General features: G+C 67.6%; 10 protein-coding genes, 2 rRNA genes, 1 pseudogene and 1 riboswitch (1 of these 14 running past the window's edge). Of the genes and pseudogenes, 2 read left to right on the forward strand and 11 right to left on the reverse strand.

Translation table 11 applies throughout. From position 1 onward, the window contains the following. The 7 genes and pseudogenes from SM611_RS01360 to SM611_RS01390 all read right to left on the reverse strand — a co-directional run. Positions 1-1,791 (reverse strand): 23S ribosomal RNA (locus tag SM611_RS01360); it reaches 1,275 nt to the left of the window's first position. 416 nt (positions 1,792-2,207) lie between these two features. Further along, a 16S ribosomal RNA gene (locus SM611_RS01365) occupies positions 2,208-3,725 on the reverse strand. The 16S and 23S rRNA genes sit together here, the layout of an rRNA operon. Positions 3,726-4,875: 1,150 nt before the next feature. After that, complete coding sequence (locus tag SM611_RS01370; RefSeq protein WP_371947401.1) at positions 4,876-5,382, reverse strand: phospholipid scramblase-related protein; 507 nt, start codon at positions 5,380-5,382, stop codon at positions 4,876-4,878. A gap of 574 nt (positions 5,383-5,956) precedes the next feature. Further along, a pseudogene (locus SM611_RS01375) lies at positions 5,957-7,960 on the reverse strand (DUF4132 domain-containing protein); the annotation flags it as partial. Between the two features lie 66 nt (positions 7,961-8,026). Then, positions 8,027-9,658 carry a chaperonin GroEL gene (gene groL, locus SM611_RS01380; protein WP_371946913.1) on the reverse strand — a complete coding sequence of 544 codons (1,632 nt, stop codon included), beginning with the start codon at positions 9,656-9,658 and terminating at the stop codon, positions 8,027-8,029. Positions 9,659-10,131: 473 nt separating this feature from the next. Next, positions 10,132-11,109, reverse strand: a complete 978-nt coding sequence (locus SM611_RS01385; RefSeq protein WP_371946914.1) for a hypothetical protein — start codon at positions 11,107-11,109, stop codon at positions 10,132-10,134. Positions 11,110-11,658: 549 nt separating this feature from the next. Next, a complete protein-coding gene (locus SM611_RS01390; RefSeq protein ID WP_371946915.1) occupies positions 11,659-12,006 on the reverse strand; it encodes a hypothetical protein in 348 nt (115 codons plus the stop codon). A gap of 134 nt (positions 12,007-12,140) precedes the next feature. Here SM611_RS01390 and SM611_RS01395 point away from each other — a divergent pair, with 134 nt between their 5' ends. Then, positions 12,141-12,398 (forward strand): hypothetical protein, encoded by a 258-nt coding sequence (locus tag SM611_RS01395; protein WP_371946916.1) that lies wholly within the window; start codon positions 12,141-12,143, stop codon positions 12,396-12,398. Positions 12,399-12,422: 24 nt separating this feature from the next. Here the strand turns inward: SM611_RS01395 and SM611_RS01400 are convergent, their stop codons facing one another. The 4 genes from SM611_RS01400 to SM611_RS01415 form a co-directional block, all read right to left on the reverse strand. Beyond that, positions 12,423-12,827 (reverse strand): DUF5959 family protein, encoded by a 405-nt coding sequence (locus SM611_RS01400; protein ID WP_371946917.1) that lies wholly within the window; start codon positions 12,825-12,827, stop codon positions 12,423-12,425. A gap of 92 nt (positions 12,828-12,919) precedes the next feature. Next, positions 12,920-13,195: a MoaD/ThiS family protein gene (locus SM611_RS01405; RefSeq protein WP_371946918.1), complete on the reverse strand. Its 276-nt coding sequence runs from the start codon at positions 13,193-13,195 to the stop codon at positions 12,920-12,922. Between the two features lie 13 nt (positions 13,196-13,208). Next, positions 13,209-14,453, reverse strand: coding sequence for a threonine synthase (thrC, locus tag SM611_RS01410; RefSeq protein ID WP_371946919.1), 1,245 nt, complete (start codon positions 14,451-14,453; stop codon positions 13,209-13,211). Between the two features lie 16 nt (positions 14,454-14,469). Further along, a riboswitch (SAM riboswitch) is annotated at positions 14,470-14,611 on the reverse strand. A 115-nt stretch (positions 14,612-14,726) separates the two neighbouring features. Further along, positions 14,727-15,665, reverse strand: a complete 939-nt coding sequence (locus SM611_RS01415; RefSeq protein WP_371946920.1) for a cation diffusion facilitator family transporter — start codon at positions 15,663-15,665, stop codon at positions 14,727-14,729. Between the two features lie 145 nt (positions 15,666-15,810). On the opposite strand from SM611_RS01415, the gene SM611_RS01420 reads away from it, so the two are divergent. Next, a complete protein-coding gene (locus SM611_RS01420) occupies positions 15,811-17,310 on the forward strand; it encodes an alpha,alpha-trehalose-phosphate synthase (UDP-forming) (protein WP_371946921.1) in 1,500 nt (499 codons plus the stop codon). Positions 17,311-17,341: the final 31 nt, after the last annotated feature.

The following is a 17,341-nucleotide window of genomic DNA, read 5'->3' on the forward strand; positions in this document are numbered from 1 at the left end:
TACACTCGCTAGAGGCTTTTCTCGACAGCATGGGATCACTCACTTCACCTAAAACGGCTCGGCATCAGCTCTCAGGATATACAAGAGACGGATTTACCTATCTCTCTCCCTACAGCCTTACCCCGGGACAACCACCGCCCGGGCTGAGCTACCCTCCTGCGTCACCCCATCACTCACCTACTACCCCCTCGGGTCCCACGCTCCCCGCAACACAGGCCCGAAGGCCCACACCACGGATCGGGTGGTTAGCATCAGAGGGTTCAGCGTTGGCGCATACCAGCGGGTACGGGAATATCAACCCGTTGTCCATCGACTACGCCTGTCGGCCTCGCCTTAGGTCCCGACTTACCCTGGGCGGATTAGCCTGCCCCAGGAACCCTTGGTCATCCGGCGCACACGTTTCTCACGTGTGATTCGCTACTCATGCCTGCATTCTCACTCCCACAGCCTCCACCACTCGATCACTCGGCGGCTTCACCGGCTGCAGGACGCTCCCCTACCCATCCCGAACCTAGTTCGGAATGCCACGGCTTCGGCGGTGTGCTTGAGCCCCGCTACATTGTCGGCGCGGAATCACTTGACCAGTGAGCTATTACGCACTCTTTCAAGGATGGCTGCTTCTAAGCCAACCTCCTGGTTGTCAGAGCAACTCCACATCCTTTCCCACTTAGCACACGCTTAGGGGCCTTAGCCGATGATCTGGGCTGTTTCCCTCTCGACTACGAAGCTTATCCCCCGCAGTCTCACTGCCACGCTCTCACTTACCGGCATTCGGAGTTTGGCTGACGTCAGTAACCTTGTAGGGCCCATCAGCCATCCAGTAGCTCTACCTCCGGCAAGAAACACGCGACGCTGCACCTAAATGCATTTCGGGGAGAACCAGCTATCACGGAGTTTGATTGGCCTTTCACCCCTAACCACAGGTCATCCCCCAGGTTTTCAACCCTGGTGGGTTCGGGCCTCCACACCGTCTTACCGGCGCTTCACCCTGCCCATGGCTAGATCACCCCGCTTCGGGTCTACAGCATGCGACTAAAAACGCCCTATTCAGACTCGCTTTCGCTACGGCTACCCGCCACCGGTTAACCTCGCCACACACCATAACTCGCAGGCTCATTCTTCAAAAGGCACGCCATCACGAACAACACCCAAAGGCGCTGAGGACGCTCTGACGGCTTGTAGGCACACGGTTTCAGGTACTATTTCACGACCCCTCACCGGGGCACTTTTCACCATTCCCTCACGGTACTGATCCGCTATCGGTCACCAGGAAGTATTCAGCCTTACCACGTGGTCGTGGCAGATTCACACGGGATTTCACGGGCCCCGTGCTACTCGGGAACACACCCAAGAGACACCGCAATTTCGTCTACCGGACTCTCACCGTCTACGGTCGGCCTTCCCATGCCATTCGACTATCACGATGCTTTATAACTCTTCGGCCCAGCGGCAGCTGAACCAGGATGGTCCCACAACCCCGCACACGCAACGCCTGCCGGCTATCACACGCGCACGGTTTAGGCTCCTCCGCTTTCGCTCACCACTACTCACGGAATCACAATTGTTTTCTCTTCCTGCGGGTACTGAGATGTTTCACTTCCCCGCGTTCCCACCAACCTGCCTATACATTCAGCAGGCGGCGACACCCCATAACGGGTGCCAGGTTTCCCCATTCGGAAATCCCCGGATCAAAGTCTGGTTGCCGACTCCCCGAGGCATATCGCAGGCTCCCACGTCCTTCATCGGCTCCTGATGCCAAGGCATCCACCGTATGCCCTTAAAAACTTGAACACACAAAACGATCAAAACAAATCGCAGACAAGAACACGATCCAAAGACCGCATTCTCGCCAGAGATGCTCGCGTCCACTGTGCAGTTCTCAAAAAACAACCGGGCCCACCAGCACCGCCACACCCAAAACGAGTGAGGCGGTGTCCGGTCCCGCAGTCCGAGGCCACCAGGCATACGCCCGTTCCCTCAGGACCCAACAGCGTGTCCAACCTGCCAGCCGCCCGGAACTCGTCGTTCCCACTCCCCACAGAACCCGAAGACCCCAGGGGCGGTACTTACCGAGCCGCGCAACCGACAGACTGAATAACCAGTGCTCCACATCTATGAGCAGCCACCTGACGAACATTCGCCGTCAACAGCGGCCACCGACCACGACCCCCCACAAGTGAGGCGGCCTGGCCAGCTGTGCTCCTTAGAAAGGAGGTGATCCAGCCGCACCTTCCGGTACGGCTACCTTGTTACGACTTCGTCCCAATCGCCGGCCCCACCTTCGACCGCTCCCCCCATTACTGGTTGGGCCACGGGCTTCGGGTGTTGCCGACTTTCGTGACGTGACGGGCGGTGTGTACAAGGCCCGGGAACGTATTCACCGCAGCGTTGCTGATCTGCGATTACTAGCGACTCCGACTTCACGAAGTCGAGTTGCAGACTTCGATCCGAACTGAGACCGGCTTTAAGGGATTCGCTCCACCTCACGGTATCGCAGCCCTCTGTACCGGCCATTGTAGCATGTTTGCAGCCCAAGACATAAGGGGCATGATGACTTGACGTCATCCCCACCTTCCTCCGAGTTGACCCCGGCGGTCTCCCATGAGTCCCCACCCGAAGTGCTGGCAACATGGAACGAGGGTTGCGCTCGTTGCGGGACTTAACCCAACATCTCACGACACGAGCTGACGACAGCCATGCACCACCTGTCACCGGCCCAAAAAGGACCCCGCATCTCTGCGAGTTTTCCGGCGATGTCAAGCCTTGGTAAGGTTCTTCGCGTTGCGTCGAATTAAGCAACATGCTCCGCCGCTTGTGCGGGCCCCCGTCAATTCCTTTGAGTTTTAGCCTTGCGGCCGTACTCCCCAGGCGGGGCGCTTAATGCGTTAGCTACGGCGCGGAATCCGTGGAAGAACCCCACACCTAGCGCCCAACGTTTACGGCGTGGACTACCAGGGTATCTAATCCTGTTCGCTCCCCACGCTTTCGCTCCTCAGCGTCAGTACAGGCCCAGAGAACCGCCTTCGCCACCGGTGTTCCTCCCGATATCTGCGCATTTCACCGCTACACCGGGAATTCCATTCTCCCCTACCTGCCTCTAGTCTGCCCGTATCCACCGCAGACCCACGGTTAAGCCGTGGGCTTTCACGACAGACGCGACAAACCGCCTACGAGCTCTTTACGCCCAATAATTCCGGACAACGCTTGCGCCCTACGTATTACCGCGGCTGCTGGCACGTAGTTAGCCGGCGCTTCTTCTGCAGGTACCGTCACGTTAGCTTCGTCCCTGCTGAAAGAGGTTTACAACCCGAAGGCCGTCATCCCCCACGCGGCGTCGCTGCGTCAGGCTTCCGCCCATTGCGCAATATTCCCCACTGCTGCCTCCCGTAGGAGTCTGGGCCGTGTCTCAGTCCCAGTGTGACCGGTCGCCCTCTCAGGCCGGTTACCCGTCGTCGCCTTGGTAGGCCATCACCCCACCAACAAGCTGATAGGCCGCGAGCCCATCCCCAACCGAAAAACTTTCCACCAGCACTCCATGCGAAGGCCGGTCATATCCGGTATTAGACCCAGTTTCCCAGGCTTATCCCAGAGTCAGGGGCAGGTTGCTCACGTGTTACTCACCCGTTCGCCGCTCGAGTACCCCCGAAGGGGCCTTTCCGCTCGACTTGCATGTGTTAAGCACGCCGCCAGCGTTCGTCCTGAGCCAGGATCAAACTCTCCATTAAGGTCCGAAACGACCAACCAGGGGGCGAACCCCAGCCGGCCAAACCTCGAAGAAAATCCCAGCAAAAGCACGACTCCGAAGAGCCGCACATTGCCTCAAAGAAATCCCCACCAACCCCCCGAAAGAGGATGGCCACGGGGCGACCCGGCCAACAGACCGAGCCGATAAAGGCACTGGCTTTTAACACGCTGTTGAGTTCTCAAGAAACGGACACCCACCGCGCTGGATCCGCTTTCGCGTTTCCCGCTCCGGGGCGACTCGCCCTACTTTATCGGATTCCGCCGGCCTGTCAATTTCGACTTTCTCCGATAACGCCCGTCCAATGCCGCTTCCGCGGCACCTTCGAGGCGGTGCAGCTATTTCACCAGATCCGGCCCGATTGTCAAAACCGAGCCCTTTCCGACACCGCCAGCGCACAGCAGACACGGCAAAGCCGCATCGGCTGATTCGTTGATGGTTTCCCGCGGAGTCGGCCGCCGTGAGGCGTCCCGCACTCCCGTGGGGCGAAGTGAACAGTATGCCCACGAGGAAGGAACGTCAAACCGGCTCGCGGGAACGGAACGCATCCGGATCGGTCTGCCGACCGGTGGTGACTGGACGCGACCGGGACATGCCACCCGTTCTACCTCGGTCTTTGCCCGTTTCCGTCCCACTTCGACCGGTCGATCGGCGCAGTGCGGTCCGCGAATGTTTCTTTTCGGCAACGCCGCGTACACGCGGGAAACCTCACGGCTGGGCCAGGTAGCCGCCGACGAAAAGGACCGCCTCGGCGAGCACCCAGGCGAAGGCCGCCACGGTCAGCAGCGCGTCCAGCCGTTCGGGCCGGCGCCGGACGGTGTGGACGGCCCAAGCGGTGAGCGCGATGGCCGCGGCCAGGAGGGCGGCCGGGGACGAGAGCCTCACCGCGTCGTCGAAATCCGCGCCGCATCCCGGGTCGCGGCGTCCGTCCTCGCCGCAGAACGCGGCGTCGCCCCAGCCGCCGAGCGCGGAGAAGAACCAGAGTGCGGCCAGCGCGCAGTTCGCGATCGTCGGAATGGCCGGCGAGATCCGCCAGCTGTTCGCACGCCCCGGCATGGCCTGCACGCACGGAACGTACCTCGGCCCGCGTGAGCCGTGAAGGCCCAGTCGCGGGGCCGCGCCCCGGCCGCGGGTCAGGTGATCTCTTTGGCCTCGTGGAGGTTCATGTCCATGACGATGGCGGTCATGACGGCCATCGTCCGCAATGGCTCGGAGACGGGATCGGCGATCTCGACCGCGTACTTGTCCGCCGTTGTCAGCAGGTGCGTGGCGAGGCCCGCCCATTTCTTGCGCACGTGGGCCACCTTGCTGCCGTCCGCGTCCTTCACCGCGAAGTTGTTGCGCGGTACGTCGACGTCCACCGCTCCGATCAGGGTGCCGTCGTCGTCGTAGATGATGTACCGGCGTCCGACGCGTTCGGTGACGAACGACCCGATCCGCTCGCCGTCCGGCTTGAGGATCTCGGTGTATTCGCGCCCGCTCTCCTTGTCCACCATCAGGAGCGGCTCGCCGTCCGGTGTGGTCACCAGGACGGCGCGGGCGTCCAGGTTCGACTTGCCGGGGAAGAGGCCCCGCATCTCGGAACGGCCTTCGTCGTTCGTCTGCCCGGCGATCGCGAGGACGGTCCCGTCGCCGTCCATCACCTTGTACTGCGATTTCGCGAACGGGCCCCTGCGGGGCTGTTCGACCTTGAGCACCGGGGAGCTGAACACTTCGCTCACGTGTTCTTCCGCCTTCCCGACCCGGAACCGTGGGCCGCATCCGTGGACGTGGCGGCGCGGTGCGCGCGCCGTTCAAGCGGTGATCCTGCCCGGTTCGGGACGGAAGGGAAAGCGCCCCCGCGAACGCCCTGCACGTGCGGCCCTGCCCGCCCCTCGCACGACCTGCGGTTGTGCGGGACGGGCCGCCGGAACGGCGAGGAACATCTGGCGTCCGCGTCCGGTGCCGAGGCGAATCCGGCGCCGGACACGGTGCCGTGTCAGCCCAGCCGGGCGAGATCGGCCAGCAGTTCGGAGGCGGCGACGGCGTCGAAATCGTCCCCGGCGGCCGTGTGAAGCGGACTTCATGGAGCTTCTGCACGGACGCGGCACCTGGGGCGGCGGCCTCGATCCCGGGGCCGAACTCCACCACGACACCGGCGTGCCCGTCCCCGAGTCGGCGGACGATCGAGCGGTAGGCGCCGTTCACGACCGAGCCTCGCTCCCAGCCTCGTCCGAGCAGCCCGAGGATCGCGCCGGCCGGGAACGCGACGCCGTCGAACCGCTCCAGCCGCCCGTTCTCGCGCTCCGCCGCGGTGAGGACGCCCACGTGCCGTCCGAGCTGGGCGAACGGCTGGACGATCTCGTAGTCGGCGAACACCTCGGCCCACGCCGGGACGGCGTCGCCGAGCTCGACCGGGTGCGGCACGCCGATGCGGGCACCGTCCGGGAGCCGCACCGGACCGTCGTCGACGCCGGCGGGCGTGCGGTCCCCGGCGAGCCGGAACGCGGTGTCGCCGGCCGTCCAGACGAGGCGGCGGGCGATGTGCCACAGCAGCGGGTGCTCGACGAAGTAGCGCTCGAACTCGGCGGCGCTCCAACGGCGTCCGGTCACCATCGCGCTCTCGAGCCGCCGGATCTGGTCGCCGGCGATGGCGCGCACGTCCTTCTTCAGCGTGGAGAAGCGCTGGTAGGCGGCGGGTGCGAGCACGTCATCGTCCTTGGCGCCCGGCTTCGGGAGGGCCTTGCGGCGCCCGCCGGACTCGTCGGTCACGAACGGCTTCAGCTCCTCGTCGAACCCGACCGTGAAGCGGCGCGGGCCGTAGTCGAGGACGAGCGTCCCGGCGGCGTCCAACCCGAGGGCGGGGACGAGCCGGTCGGCGAGCTCGTCCGCGGTCAGGCCGCGCGCCCGCGCGGCCGCCGCCAGGCAGTCCGCGGCCAGGCGCCACCGGCCGGGGGCCTTCGCCTGCCGTCCGATGCGGTCGAGCTGGGCCAGCGCCGCGTCGGTGCCGATCCATCCCAGCACCTGCACGGCGTGCTTGTCGGTCCCGGGGGCCGGCCAGTGGCCCGACAGCAGCGTCCCGAGCCGCCGGACGGCGCCGTCGTCGGCCGTCCGGCACAACTGGTCGAGCACCCAGCCGCTGCGGGACGGGGTTCCGGCGGCCAGCCAGCGCTCGAAGATCGCCCGGCCGAACGCGGCCGACGACTCGCGGTCGCACCGGTCGAAGACCTCATCGAGGCCGGAATGCATCGTCAGCGGGCCGTTCCAGCTGAGTCCCGGGCTGAGGACGAGCGCGCCGATGAGGTTGTCCACCGCGTCGGGCGGCAGCACCCGGCCGTCCCGCAGGCGCACCTCCGGCAGGGTTCCCGGGTCCAGCCACGGTGTCTTCCGCGGCTTGACGGGCCTGGTCGCCGGTGCCTTGGGCGTGTCCCCGGAGAGGGCGTGCCGGACGGCCTCGGCGGCGGCGTCGCCGTACGGCCGGGCCGCCTCCACCACCGACCCGGCCCCGTGCGCGTCCGCGATGAGCGAGAGCGCAGCGCGGGCGCGGTCGCGGGGAACGCGCTGTTTGCCCAGCGCGTTCGGCACCAGGAACGGGACGGCCGCGACGCCGTGCCTGGCGAACCGGTCGCGGGCCTTGCCGTTCGCGGATTTCAGCCGGAGCCAGTCGGCCATCAGCAGGGCCGTCTCGGCGTCCAGGAAAGGCATGAGCGCCCAGCCGCAGTGGTGTTCCTTCGCGTTGGGGAAGACCACGTGGCGGGCGTCGAGTCCGAAACGCGCCGGCATCGCGCGCAGGATCGAGAAGTCGGAACCGCGGGTGAGAACGGGCCGCCAGTCGGCGAGCAGCGGCCGGGCGATCTCCTCGGGCGCAAGCCCGAACAGGGAGTTCACCGCCGGACCGTACGTGACGCGCCCCTGCTCGAACTCCCGGGCGACCCCGGCCCAGCCGTCCGCCTCGAAGACATGCCGCAGATCGCGGGTGAGGTAGGGCCTGTCGGGGAGGGACATCAGCCACTGCTCGCGTTCGCCCGGCTCCCACGCGAGGCTCCGCTCCACCGGCGGTTCGAGCCCGGGAACGAGCACGGCCCCGTCCTTCGCGGCCGCCGCGGCCTCCCGGTAGGCGCGGGCTTCCCGCTCCCACGGCGGGTCGACCAGCAGTCGGGGCAGTTCGTCGCTCATCCTGAACCTTCCGGATCCGGGGAAATTCAGGAGTCGGACGCAAACGTTCGAACGCCGGTTCATACGACCAAGAGGGGGCGGCCCCGTGGGACCGCCCCCTCTACATGCCCGTTCGGGCCGAGGACTCGCTCAGAAGTCCATGCCGCCCATGCCGCCGGACGGGTCGCCCGCCGGGGCCGGGTTCTTCTCCGGCTTCTCGGCGATGACGGCCTCGGTGGTCAGGAACAGCGCGGCGATCGACGAGGCGTTCTGCAGCGCGGACCGGGTCACCTTGGCCGGGTCGAGAATGCCCGACTCGAACATGTTGACGTAGTCGCCGGTGGCGGCGTTCAGGCCCTCACCCGGGGTAAGGTTGCGAACCCGCTCCACCACGACGCCGCCCTCGAGACCGGCGTTCACCGCGATCTGCTTCAGCGGCTCCTCCAGAGCGCGCTTGACGATGTTGGCACCGGTGGCCTCGTCGCCCGCGAGCTCCAGCTTGTCGAACGCCTTGGTGCCGGCCTGCAGCAGCGCCACGCCGCCGCCGGGGACGATGCCCTCCTCGACCGCGGCCTTGGCGTTGCGGACGGCGTCCTCGATGCGGTGCTTGCGCTCCTTGAGCTCGACCTCCGTCGCGGCGCCGGCCTTGATGACCGCGACACCGCCCGCGAGCTTGGCCAGGCGCTCCTGGAGCTTCTCGCGGTCGTAGTCGGAGTCGGTGTTGTCGATCTCGGTGCGGATCTGGTTGACCCGTCCCGCGATCTCGTTGGCGTCACCGGCGCCGTCCACGATGGTGGTCTCGTCCTTGGTGATGACGACCTTGCGGGCGCGGCCCAGCATGTCGGTCGTGGTGTTCTCCAGCTTGAGACCCACGTCCTCGCTGATGACCTGGCCGCCGGTCAGCGTGGCGATGTCGCCCAGCATGGCCTTGCGGCGGTCGCCGAAGCCCGGCGCCTTCACGGCCACGGACTTGAAGATCCCGCGGATCTTGTTGACGACCAGGGTGGCCAGGGCCTCGCCCTCGACGTCCTCCGCGATGATCAGCAGCGGCTTGCCGGACTGCATGACGCCCTCGAGGACGGGCAGCAGGTCCTTGTTGGCCGACGCCTTGCCCTGAACGATCAGGATGTACGGGTCCTCGAGGGTCGCCTCCATCCGCTCGGGGTCGGTCACGAAGTAGTGCGAGATGTAGCCCTTGTCGAAGCGCATCCCCTCGGTGAGCTCGAGCTCCAGACCGAAGGTCTGGCTCTCCTCGACCGTGATGACGCCTTCCTTGCCGACCTTGTCCATCGCCTCGGCGATCATCTCGCCGATCTGCGGGTCGCCCGCGGAGATGGACGCCGTCGAGGCGATCTGCTCCTTGGTCTCCACGTCCTTGGCGAGCTTGGACAGCTCCTCGCTGACCCGCTCGACCGCGGCCTCGATGCCGCGCTTCAGCGACATCGGGTTCGCGCCCGCCGCCACGTTGCGCAGACCCTCGCGCACGAGCGCCTGGGCCAGCACGGTGGCGGTGGTGGTGCCGTCACCCGCGACGTCGTCGGTCTTCTTGGCGACCTCCTTGACGAGCTCCGCGCCGATCTTCTCCCACGGGTCCTCGAGCTCGATCTCCTTGGCGATCGACACACCGTCGTTGGTGATCGTGGGGGCGCCCCACTTCTTCTCCAGCACGACGTTGCGACCCTTGGGACCAAGGGTCACCTTTACTGCATCGGCCAGCTGGTTCATGCCGCGCTCGAGACCGCGGCGGGCCTCCTCGTCGAACGCGATCATCTTTGCAGCCATAGGCTCCAGTCCTCCCGGAACAAGGTGGCTTAAAAGGATCGAGCCGACGCCCGCGACGGACGGCCCCCGCCGACGACTGCCATTCCGCCGCCGGACTGAGGCCTCATCGCCCCGACCCAGACTGTGAAGCTGTCACTCTCCACAGTAGAGTGCCAACCGTTTTTTAGCACTCTACCCTGCCGAGTGCAAGCGCCACACATCCTGACCAGGGGAAGGTTCATCTCCCTGTCCAGACCCATTCCCACCTGCGACGGAATCCCGTCAGAACCTCTCACCGGTGTGTCGCCGCACTCCACCCTGCGTGCCCGTCCACCGCCATCCGCGGAACCCGCGCACCGGGGCGAGGCAGGTTTCCGGGGTGGACACACACATCGGCCGCTCCGGACTCGCGTTCGTCGGGAGCGGCCGATGGGCTTGTTCTTGGGACTACCACCCTGGTGAAACCGAACTATTCGCGGATGCTCGGCGGGCTGCTACTGGGCGCCCATCTGGGCGGCGGTGGCACCCTCGACCTCGTCCTGCTCCGAGCCCTCGACCTCGTTGACGACGGTGTTGCCCTTGCCGCCCTTGAGGCTGGTGTTGATGTCGTCGACCTTGACCGACCCGTTCCCGACCTTCGGCGAGGCGTAGGGCGAGCCCGTCACGCTGCTGAAGTTCAGGTTGCCCGGGCCGGACTCGCCGACGAGCGTGTGGCCGTTGTGCCCGATGTTCGAGTGCTTCACCCACTGGGCGAACTTGACCTTGCCGTGGTGCCCGTCCTTGCCGTTCGCGACTCGCTGGTTGCTCTGCTGCGGAGCGGCCTCCTCCTGCTGCGCCGCCTCCTGCTGCGGAGCGGCTTCCTGCTGCGGAGCGGCTTCCTGCTGCGGAGCGGCTTCCTGCTGCGGAGCGGCCTGCTGCTGAGCCTCCTGCTGCTGGGCGGCCTCCTGCTGCGGAGCAGCCTCCTGCTGAGCGGCCTCCTGCTGCTGCGGAGCCTGCTGCTGCGCCTCCAGCGTGTTCTGCTGGACGCCCTCAGCGGACGCCTGCTCGGCCATGCCCTGCTCGGCGGCCTCCGCGGCCTCGCCCTGCTCGGCGGCCTCGGCGGTCTCGCCCTGCTCCGCGGCCTCGGCGGTCGCGGAGCTCTCGGCGGCGTCGGCGCCCTCGCCGGCGTCCTGCTCCGAGCCCTCGACCTCGTTGGCGACGGTGTTGCCCTTGCCGCCCTTGAGGCTGGTGTTGATGTCGTCGACCTTGATCGACTCGTTCCCGACCTTCGGCGAGGCGTGCGGCGAGCCGGTGACACTGCTGAAGTTCAGGTTACCCGGTCCGCTTTCGCTGACATAGGTAGGCCCGTAATGCCCGATGTTCGCCTTGTCGACGGCATAGATGTGAATGTCCGCCATCGCAGAAGGAGCCGCCAGTACGGCGGCTCCCATCGCGATGCCGGTGACCGTCACAGCTCGCGCGATTCGATTCATGCCCTTCCTTCCTGTGTGAACTGCCGGGACCCGACTGGGCACCCACGCCTCACTCTTCCAGGACAGAACTGACTGCAAACCAAAGAGCGGCGATAGGGCTCTACAAGATCAGGGCAGCGAATCGCATATTCACGTAATGGGATCGAGCGCTCTTTGCGGGTGACCAACAACATTTACGGACATTGGCATCCCGGGTGCACGATGCTTGAGCCCTGAGGTTCGGGGGTCGCCGTGGGACGGTCCACAGCCGGCCCGCAGTCACCGCCGAGCGGCTTTACCGACGGACGTCCAGTCGCCGAGGACGCCTGCGCCGAGCCGGAGCGCGGCCATGCCCGGCCGCGTCGGCGAGGATCACCGCCAGCCGGGGAGGGACGTTCTGAGCTGCGCGGACAGTCAGGAGGTCGAACATGTGGAGCCATGCCGGGCAACCGGCGAGGATGCGGAGGCCACCGAAGACGAGCCGCGCTGCGGCCGTCAGGGCCTCCGTGAATGGGAAGCCCGCCGACGACGATAACCGGCCCCACAAAACCGTCACCCGGCGGCGGAATCCTACAAAGCCCGGGTTTGGTCGGCTAGGGCGTCTACCACCTGCGCCACCGCTTCGACCAGGGCGTTGCCTTCCGGGTCACCGAAGACCGCCCACACTTCCCGGTCTTCCTCCTCGACGCCGGTGACGCCGGTGACGGCTGTCAGCGCTTCGGCGATGCGGCAGCGCAGTTCGGATTCGAGAGGTTCCGCGCGGGCGAATTCCATGACCGCGACGCCGACGCTCCACCACGGCCCGTCGCGATGCTTGGAGGCCGATACGCCGCGCAGTTCTGGCTCGTCCGTCTCACGCACCCACTCTTCCGCTATCCCCGAGTCGAGTGGACGAATCTGCCGGATGCCATCGCTCACACAAGGGAGGCTATTACCGGACGACCGTGAATTCCACCGGATCAGGCCGTTGCCTCCTCGGGGCAGACCTGAGGTGGATGGGGGGCGGGACGGCCACCGGACACCATGGCGTCATGTCATCGCGCGGACGGAAAGTGAGCCCTTTCTGGCGGGTCGCCGGAGGGCCGCTCGCGGTCGGCATATCGTGCCTGGTGGCGGCGGCGCTGGTCCTTCGGCTGCAGAGCCCGCCGCCGCCCAACTGCGACTTCAGTTGCGCGATGTCGAGCATCGGGTGGCCGGACTATCTGGCATTGATGCTGGTCGTCTGCGGGCTCGTGGCCTTCTGCGTGTTCGCCTTGATCTGCGTGGTGTTCTGGGTGACGGCGGTCGTCGATTCCCTTCGCGGCCGGTGACGCCACCAGGCTGTTCGGGCCGGGCTATCCGGGGAGAAGCGCGCGGGTGGCGGCCAGGCGTTCGCGGTGGTCGTCGATCCAGCCCTCGGCGACCTCGATGGTGAGTTCCACGGTCACGAGGTAGGCGTGGGAGTCGACCACGGCTACGGTCACGTGGTTGCCGTCCGTTTCGAGGTGGACCTCGGGGGCGCGCTGCCCTTCCCGCCATGACGCCGCGTCGGCGCCCTTGGCCAGGGAGTCGAGGACGTCCTCCCATTCCGCGAGGTCCGCGGAGGTCAGGCGGGTCTTGATGCCGCCGCTGACGAAATAGCTGCCGATCTCGATGACGCCGTTCAGGCCGCGATCGTCCTGGCCCGTGATGCGGAGGACGGCGCTGTTCCCGAGGTCGTCGGCGAGATGGATCGGTTCGACCGTGTCGTGCTCTGTCACCGCGCCATCGTAGGGCCGCCGGCCGGCCCGCGGGCCGGGGGGCGATCACCGGGCCCGGTCCCGGTGCAGTTCCGGGACCGGGCGGGTGGGTGTCAGCCGCCGGCCACCGCGGGGATGATGGAGATCTGGGCGCCGTCGGGGGTCGGGGTGTCGAGGCCGTCGGCGAACCGGACGTCCTCGTCGCCGACGTAGACGTTCACGAAGCGGCGGATCTTGCCGGCGTCGTCCAGGATGCGGGCGGAGATCCCGGAGTAGCTGGCCTCCAGGTCGGCGACGACGGCGCGCAGGGTCGTGCCCTCGGCCTTCACCTCGGACTCGCCGCCGGTGTAGGTCCGCAGGATCGTCGGGATGCGCACGGAAACGCTCATGGTGCTCCTTTTCTCAGGCGAGGCCGGCGGCGCGGAACGCCTCCAGGGAGGGGGCGATGTTCGCGGACGGCGCGACGACCGGGGCGACGGCGTCCAGCGTCTTCAGTCCGTCCCCCGAGTTGATGATCACGGTCTCGGCGGACGGGTCGAGGGTCCCGGCGTCGATCAGCTTGCGGAGCGTCGCGACGGTGACGCCGCCGGCGGTCTCGCCGAAGATGCCCTCGGTGCGGGCGAGGAGGCGGATGCCCTCGACGACCTCGGTGTCGGTGACGTCCTCGACGGCGCCGTTGGTGCGGCGGGCGACGTCCAGGACGTAGGGGCCGTCGGCGGGGTTGCCGATGGCGAGGGACTTGGCGATCGTGTCGGGCTTCACCGGGCGGACCACGTCGTGGCCGGCCTTGAACGCGGCGGAGACGGGGTCGCAGCCGGCGGCCTGGGCGCCGAACACGCGGTACGGCTTGTCCTCGACCAGGCCCAGCTTGATCAGCTCCTGGAACGCCTTGTCGATCTTGGTGAGCTGGGAGCCGGACGCGACGGGGACGACGATCTGGTCGGGCAGCCGCCAGCCGAGCTGCTCGGCGATCTCGTAGCCGAGCGTCTTGGAGCCCTCGGCGTAGTAGGGCCGGACGTTGACGTTGACGAACGCCCAGTCGTCCTGCTCGCCGGCGATCTCGGACGCGAGCCGGTTGACGTCGTCGTAGTTGCCGTCGACCGTCACGAACGTCCCGCCGTACACGGCCGTCGTGATGATCTTCTGCGATTCGAGGTCGGACGGGACGAACACCGCGCTGCGGATCCCGGCGCGGGCCGCCGCGGCGGCGACGGCGTTGGCGAGGTTGCCGGTGGACGGGCAGGCCAGCACCTTGAAGCCCAGCTCGCGGGCGGCGGCGAGCGCGACGGCGACGACGCGGTCCTTGAAGGAGTGGGTCGGGTTGCCGCTGTCGTCCTTCACCCACAGGCTCTGCAGGCCGAGGCTCTCCGCGAGGTTGTCGGCGCGGACGAGGCGGGTCAGGCCGGGCTCGGTGTTGGGCGTGTCCGCCACGTTGGACGGGACGGGCAGCAGCCCGCGGTAGCGCCAGATGTTGCGCGGCCCGGCCTCGATGGCGGCCCGGGTGACGCCCTGGAAGTCGTAGGAGATCTCCAGGGGGCCGAAACACTCCTCGCAGGCGTAGAAGGGCCCGAGGTCGCGGGTGGATCCGCATTCGCGGCAGACGAGCGCGGTCGCGGGTCCGAGGTCTGTGGCAGGCGTGAGTGCCATGAGGGCGAGGCCTTTCTCCCCATCTTCCCTGCGCCACCTTGGTCGCAGGCCGGAGTTGGCACCATCTCCCGGCCGGCCTCGCAGGATCGCGAGCGCGCCATAGCCGGGTGGTTGCCGGGGCTTCGCAGGGCCGGTCCCTCCACCCCTCTGGATGAGCGGTATTCAGTTGTCGAACCACGAGTGGTTTGAACTCGTATGCGTGACTTTACATGAACTGACCGGATGCCAGGCAGCCGCGTCCACCGAGTGAGACGGTACCCGGAGTGGTCTTGATCACGCGGGCGACTCCTTCCGGACGACGCGCTGGGTCGGGTCGAGGAACACGTGCCGGACGATCGGGAGCCGCTCCCGGAGCCGCCGGTCGATGTCCCCGGCGACGTCCTCGGCCTGGTCGGCGCTGATGTCGTCGGAGAAGTGGACCTTGGCGGCGACGAGCAGCTGCTCGGGGCCGAAGTGCATGGTGAGCAGCTCGTCCACGCCGGTCACTCCGGGGGATCGGAGGATCTCCGCGCGGATCTCGCGCTGCGCGGCGGGCTCGGCGGCGCGCCCGATCAGCAGCACCGTGCTCTCCCGGCCGATGAGGAAGGCGAGGCCGACCAGCAGCAGGCCGATGAGGACGGACGCGAGCCCGTCCCAGAAGTCCGACCCGGTGATCTGCCGCAGCACGAGCCCGCCGGCGGCGAGCGCGAGGCCGATCATCGCGGCGCTGTCCTCGAACAGCGCGGTCTTGAACGTCAGGTCGGGCGACCGGCGGACGTGCTCGACGAGGTCGTGCCCGGATTCGCGGGTCTCCTGCCGCGCCTGGTAGAAGGCGCGGATCCAGGACGCCCCCTCCAGCACCGCGCTGAGGGCGAGGACGGCGTAGGCGAGCCAGACCGCCGTCCCGGTGCCGCCGTGGCCGGTCATGGTCAGGATGCCCTCGAAGATCGAGAACCCGGCGCCCGCGACGAAGATGCCGAAGGCGGCGAGCAGCGACCAGACGTACCGCTCGTTGCCGTAGCCGAAGGGGTGGCGGCGGTCGGGGGGACGTTCGCTGCGCCGGAGCGAGGCGAACAGGAAGCTCTGGTTGAGGGTGTCGGCGATCGAGTGGGCGCTCTCGGCCAGCATCGCGCTGGAACCCGCCAGCAAGCCCGCGATCAGTTTCGTGATGGCGAGGATGAGGTTCGCCGCTCCCGCGACGAGCACGGTTTTCCTCGTCTCGGACCTGCTCATGGCGATCGGGTTACCCGACGCGCCTCCGGCTAACCGGCCGGATCCGGCCGGTTAGCCGGAGGCGGGGCCCTGCCGGAACGCGGTCGTGGCGGAAACCACGCGGGTCACTGTAGAGCGCCCCGGTCACAACTGAGACCCTGCCGGTATGAGCCAAGTGCTGGTGGCGTCCAACCGTGGCCCGGTGTCGTTCTCGCTGTCGGACGGCGGCGAGCTCACCATGCGGCGCGGTGGGGGCGGGCTGGTGTCGGGCCTGGCCGCCGTCACGGGCGCCCCACGCGACCCTGGGCCGCCCCGTCCTCCGGAGCCCGCGGTCGCCTCTTCGCCGTCCGGATCCGACCCGGACGTGCTGTGGGTGTGCGCGAGCCTCGGGGAGGCCGATCGGACGGCTGCCCGCCTTTCACCGGACGGCCGCATAGACCAGGCGGGCTACGACACCGGTGGCGCGGCGGTACGGATGCTGGACATCCCGGCGGCCACGTTTCACCGTGCGTACAACGCGGTGGCCAACTCGACGCTGTGGTTCGTCCACCACCTGTTGTACGACACCCCGCGCAGCCCGCATTTCGATGCTCGCGCACGGCGCGACTGGCAGTCCTACGAGGCGTACAACGCGGCCTTCGCCGACGCCCTCGCACGGGACGCGTCCCACGGCGCGAAGGCCGCGATCCAGGACTACCACCTGTCGCTGGCTCCGCGGATGCTCCGCGACCGGCGCCCGGACCTGAAGATCGTCCACTTCTCTCACACGCCCTGGGCGCCGCCCGAGTACTACAGGCTGCTGCCCGACGACATCGGCCGGCAGATCCTGCTGGGCATACTCGGCGCCGACCACGCCGGGTTCCTCACCGAGCGGTGGGCTTCGGCGTTCCTCGACTGCTGCGAACTCGTCCCGGGCGCGCGCGTCGACCGGACGGCCCGGACCGTCACCTGCTCGGGGCACACCACGCACGTGGGCGTCCACGGGCTCGGGGTCGACGAGGCGGCGCTGCGCAAGCGCGCCTCCCAGCCGGACGTCGCCGAACGGGCGCGCGCGCTGAGGGAGCAGGTGGGCGACCGCCAGCTCATCGTGCGGATCGACCGGACGGAACTGTCGAAGAACATCGTGCGCGGGCTCGCCGCCTACCGCGAGATGCTCGTCAACCATCCCGAGTGGCGCGGACGCGTGGTGCACCTGGCGTTCGCCTATCCGTCCCGCTACGACCTGCCCGAGTACCGCGAGTACACGGCGGCCGTCCAGCGGATGGCCGGGCAGATCGCCGACGAGTTCGGCACCGCCGACTGGGACCCGCTGATCCTGCAGGTGAACGACGACTATCCGCGGTCCCTCGCGGCCTACGGCCTGGCGGACGTCCTGCTGGTCAACCCCATCCGCGACGGCATGAACCTCGTCGCGAAGGAGGGGCCCGTCCTGTCGGAGGAGGGCTGCGCGCTGGTGCTGTCGCGGGAGGCGGGCGCGGCGTCCGAACTGTCCGAGGACGCGCTGATGGTCAACCCGTTCGACGTGTCGCAGACGGCGGAGACCCTGCACCAGGCCCTGCTGATGCCCCGCGCGGAGCGCGCCGCGCGCTGCGCCCGCCTGGCCGCCGCCGCGACGGCCCTCCCCCCGCAGCGCTGGTTCGCCGACCAGCTCGCCGCGCTCGGCTGAGCGGCCCCCGGCACGCTTCGGCCGGAAGGAG

It is taken from the genome of Actinomadura monticuli (assembly GCF_041463655.1).
GTDB classification, from domain to species: Bacteria; Actinomycetota; Actinomycetes; order Streptosporangiales; family Streptosporangiaceae; genus Spirillospora; species Spirillospora monticuli.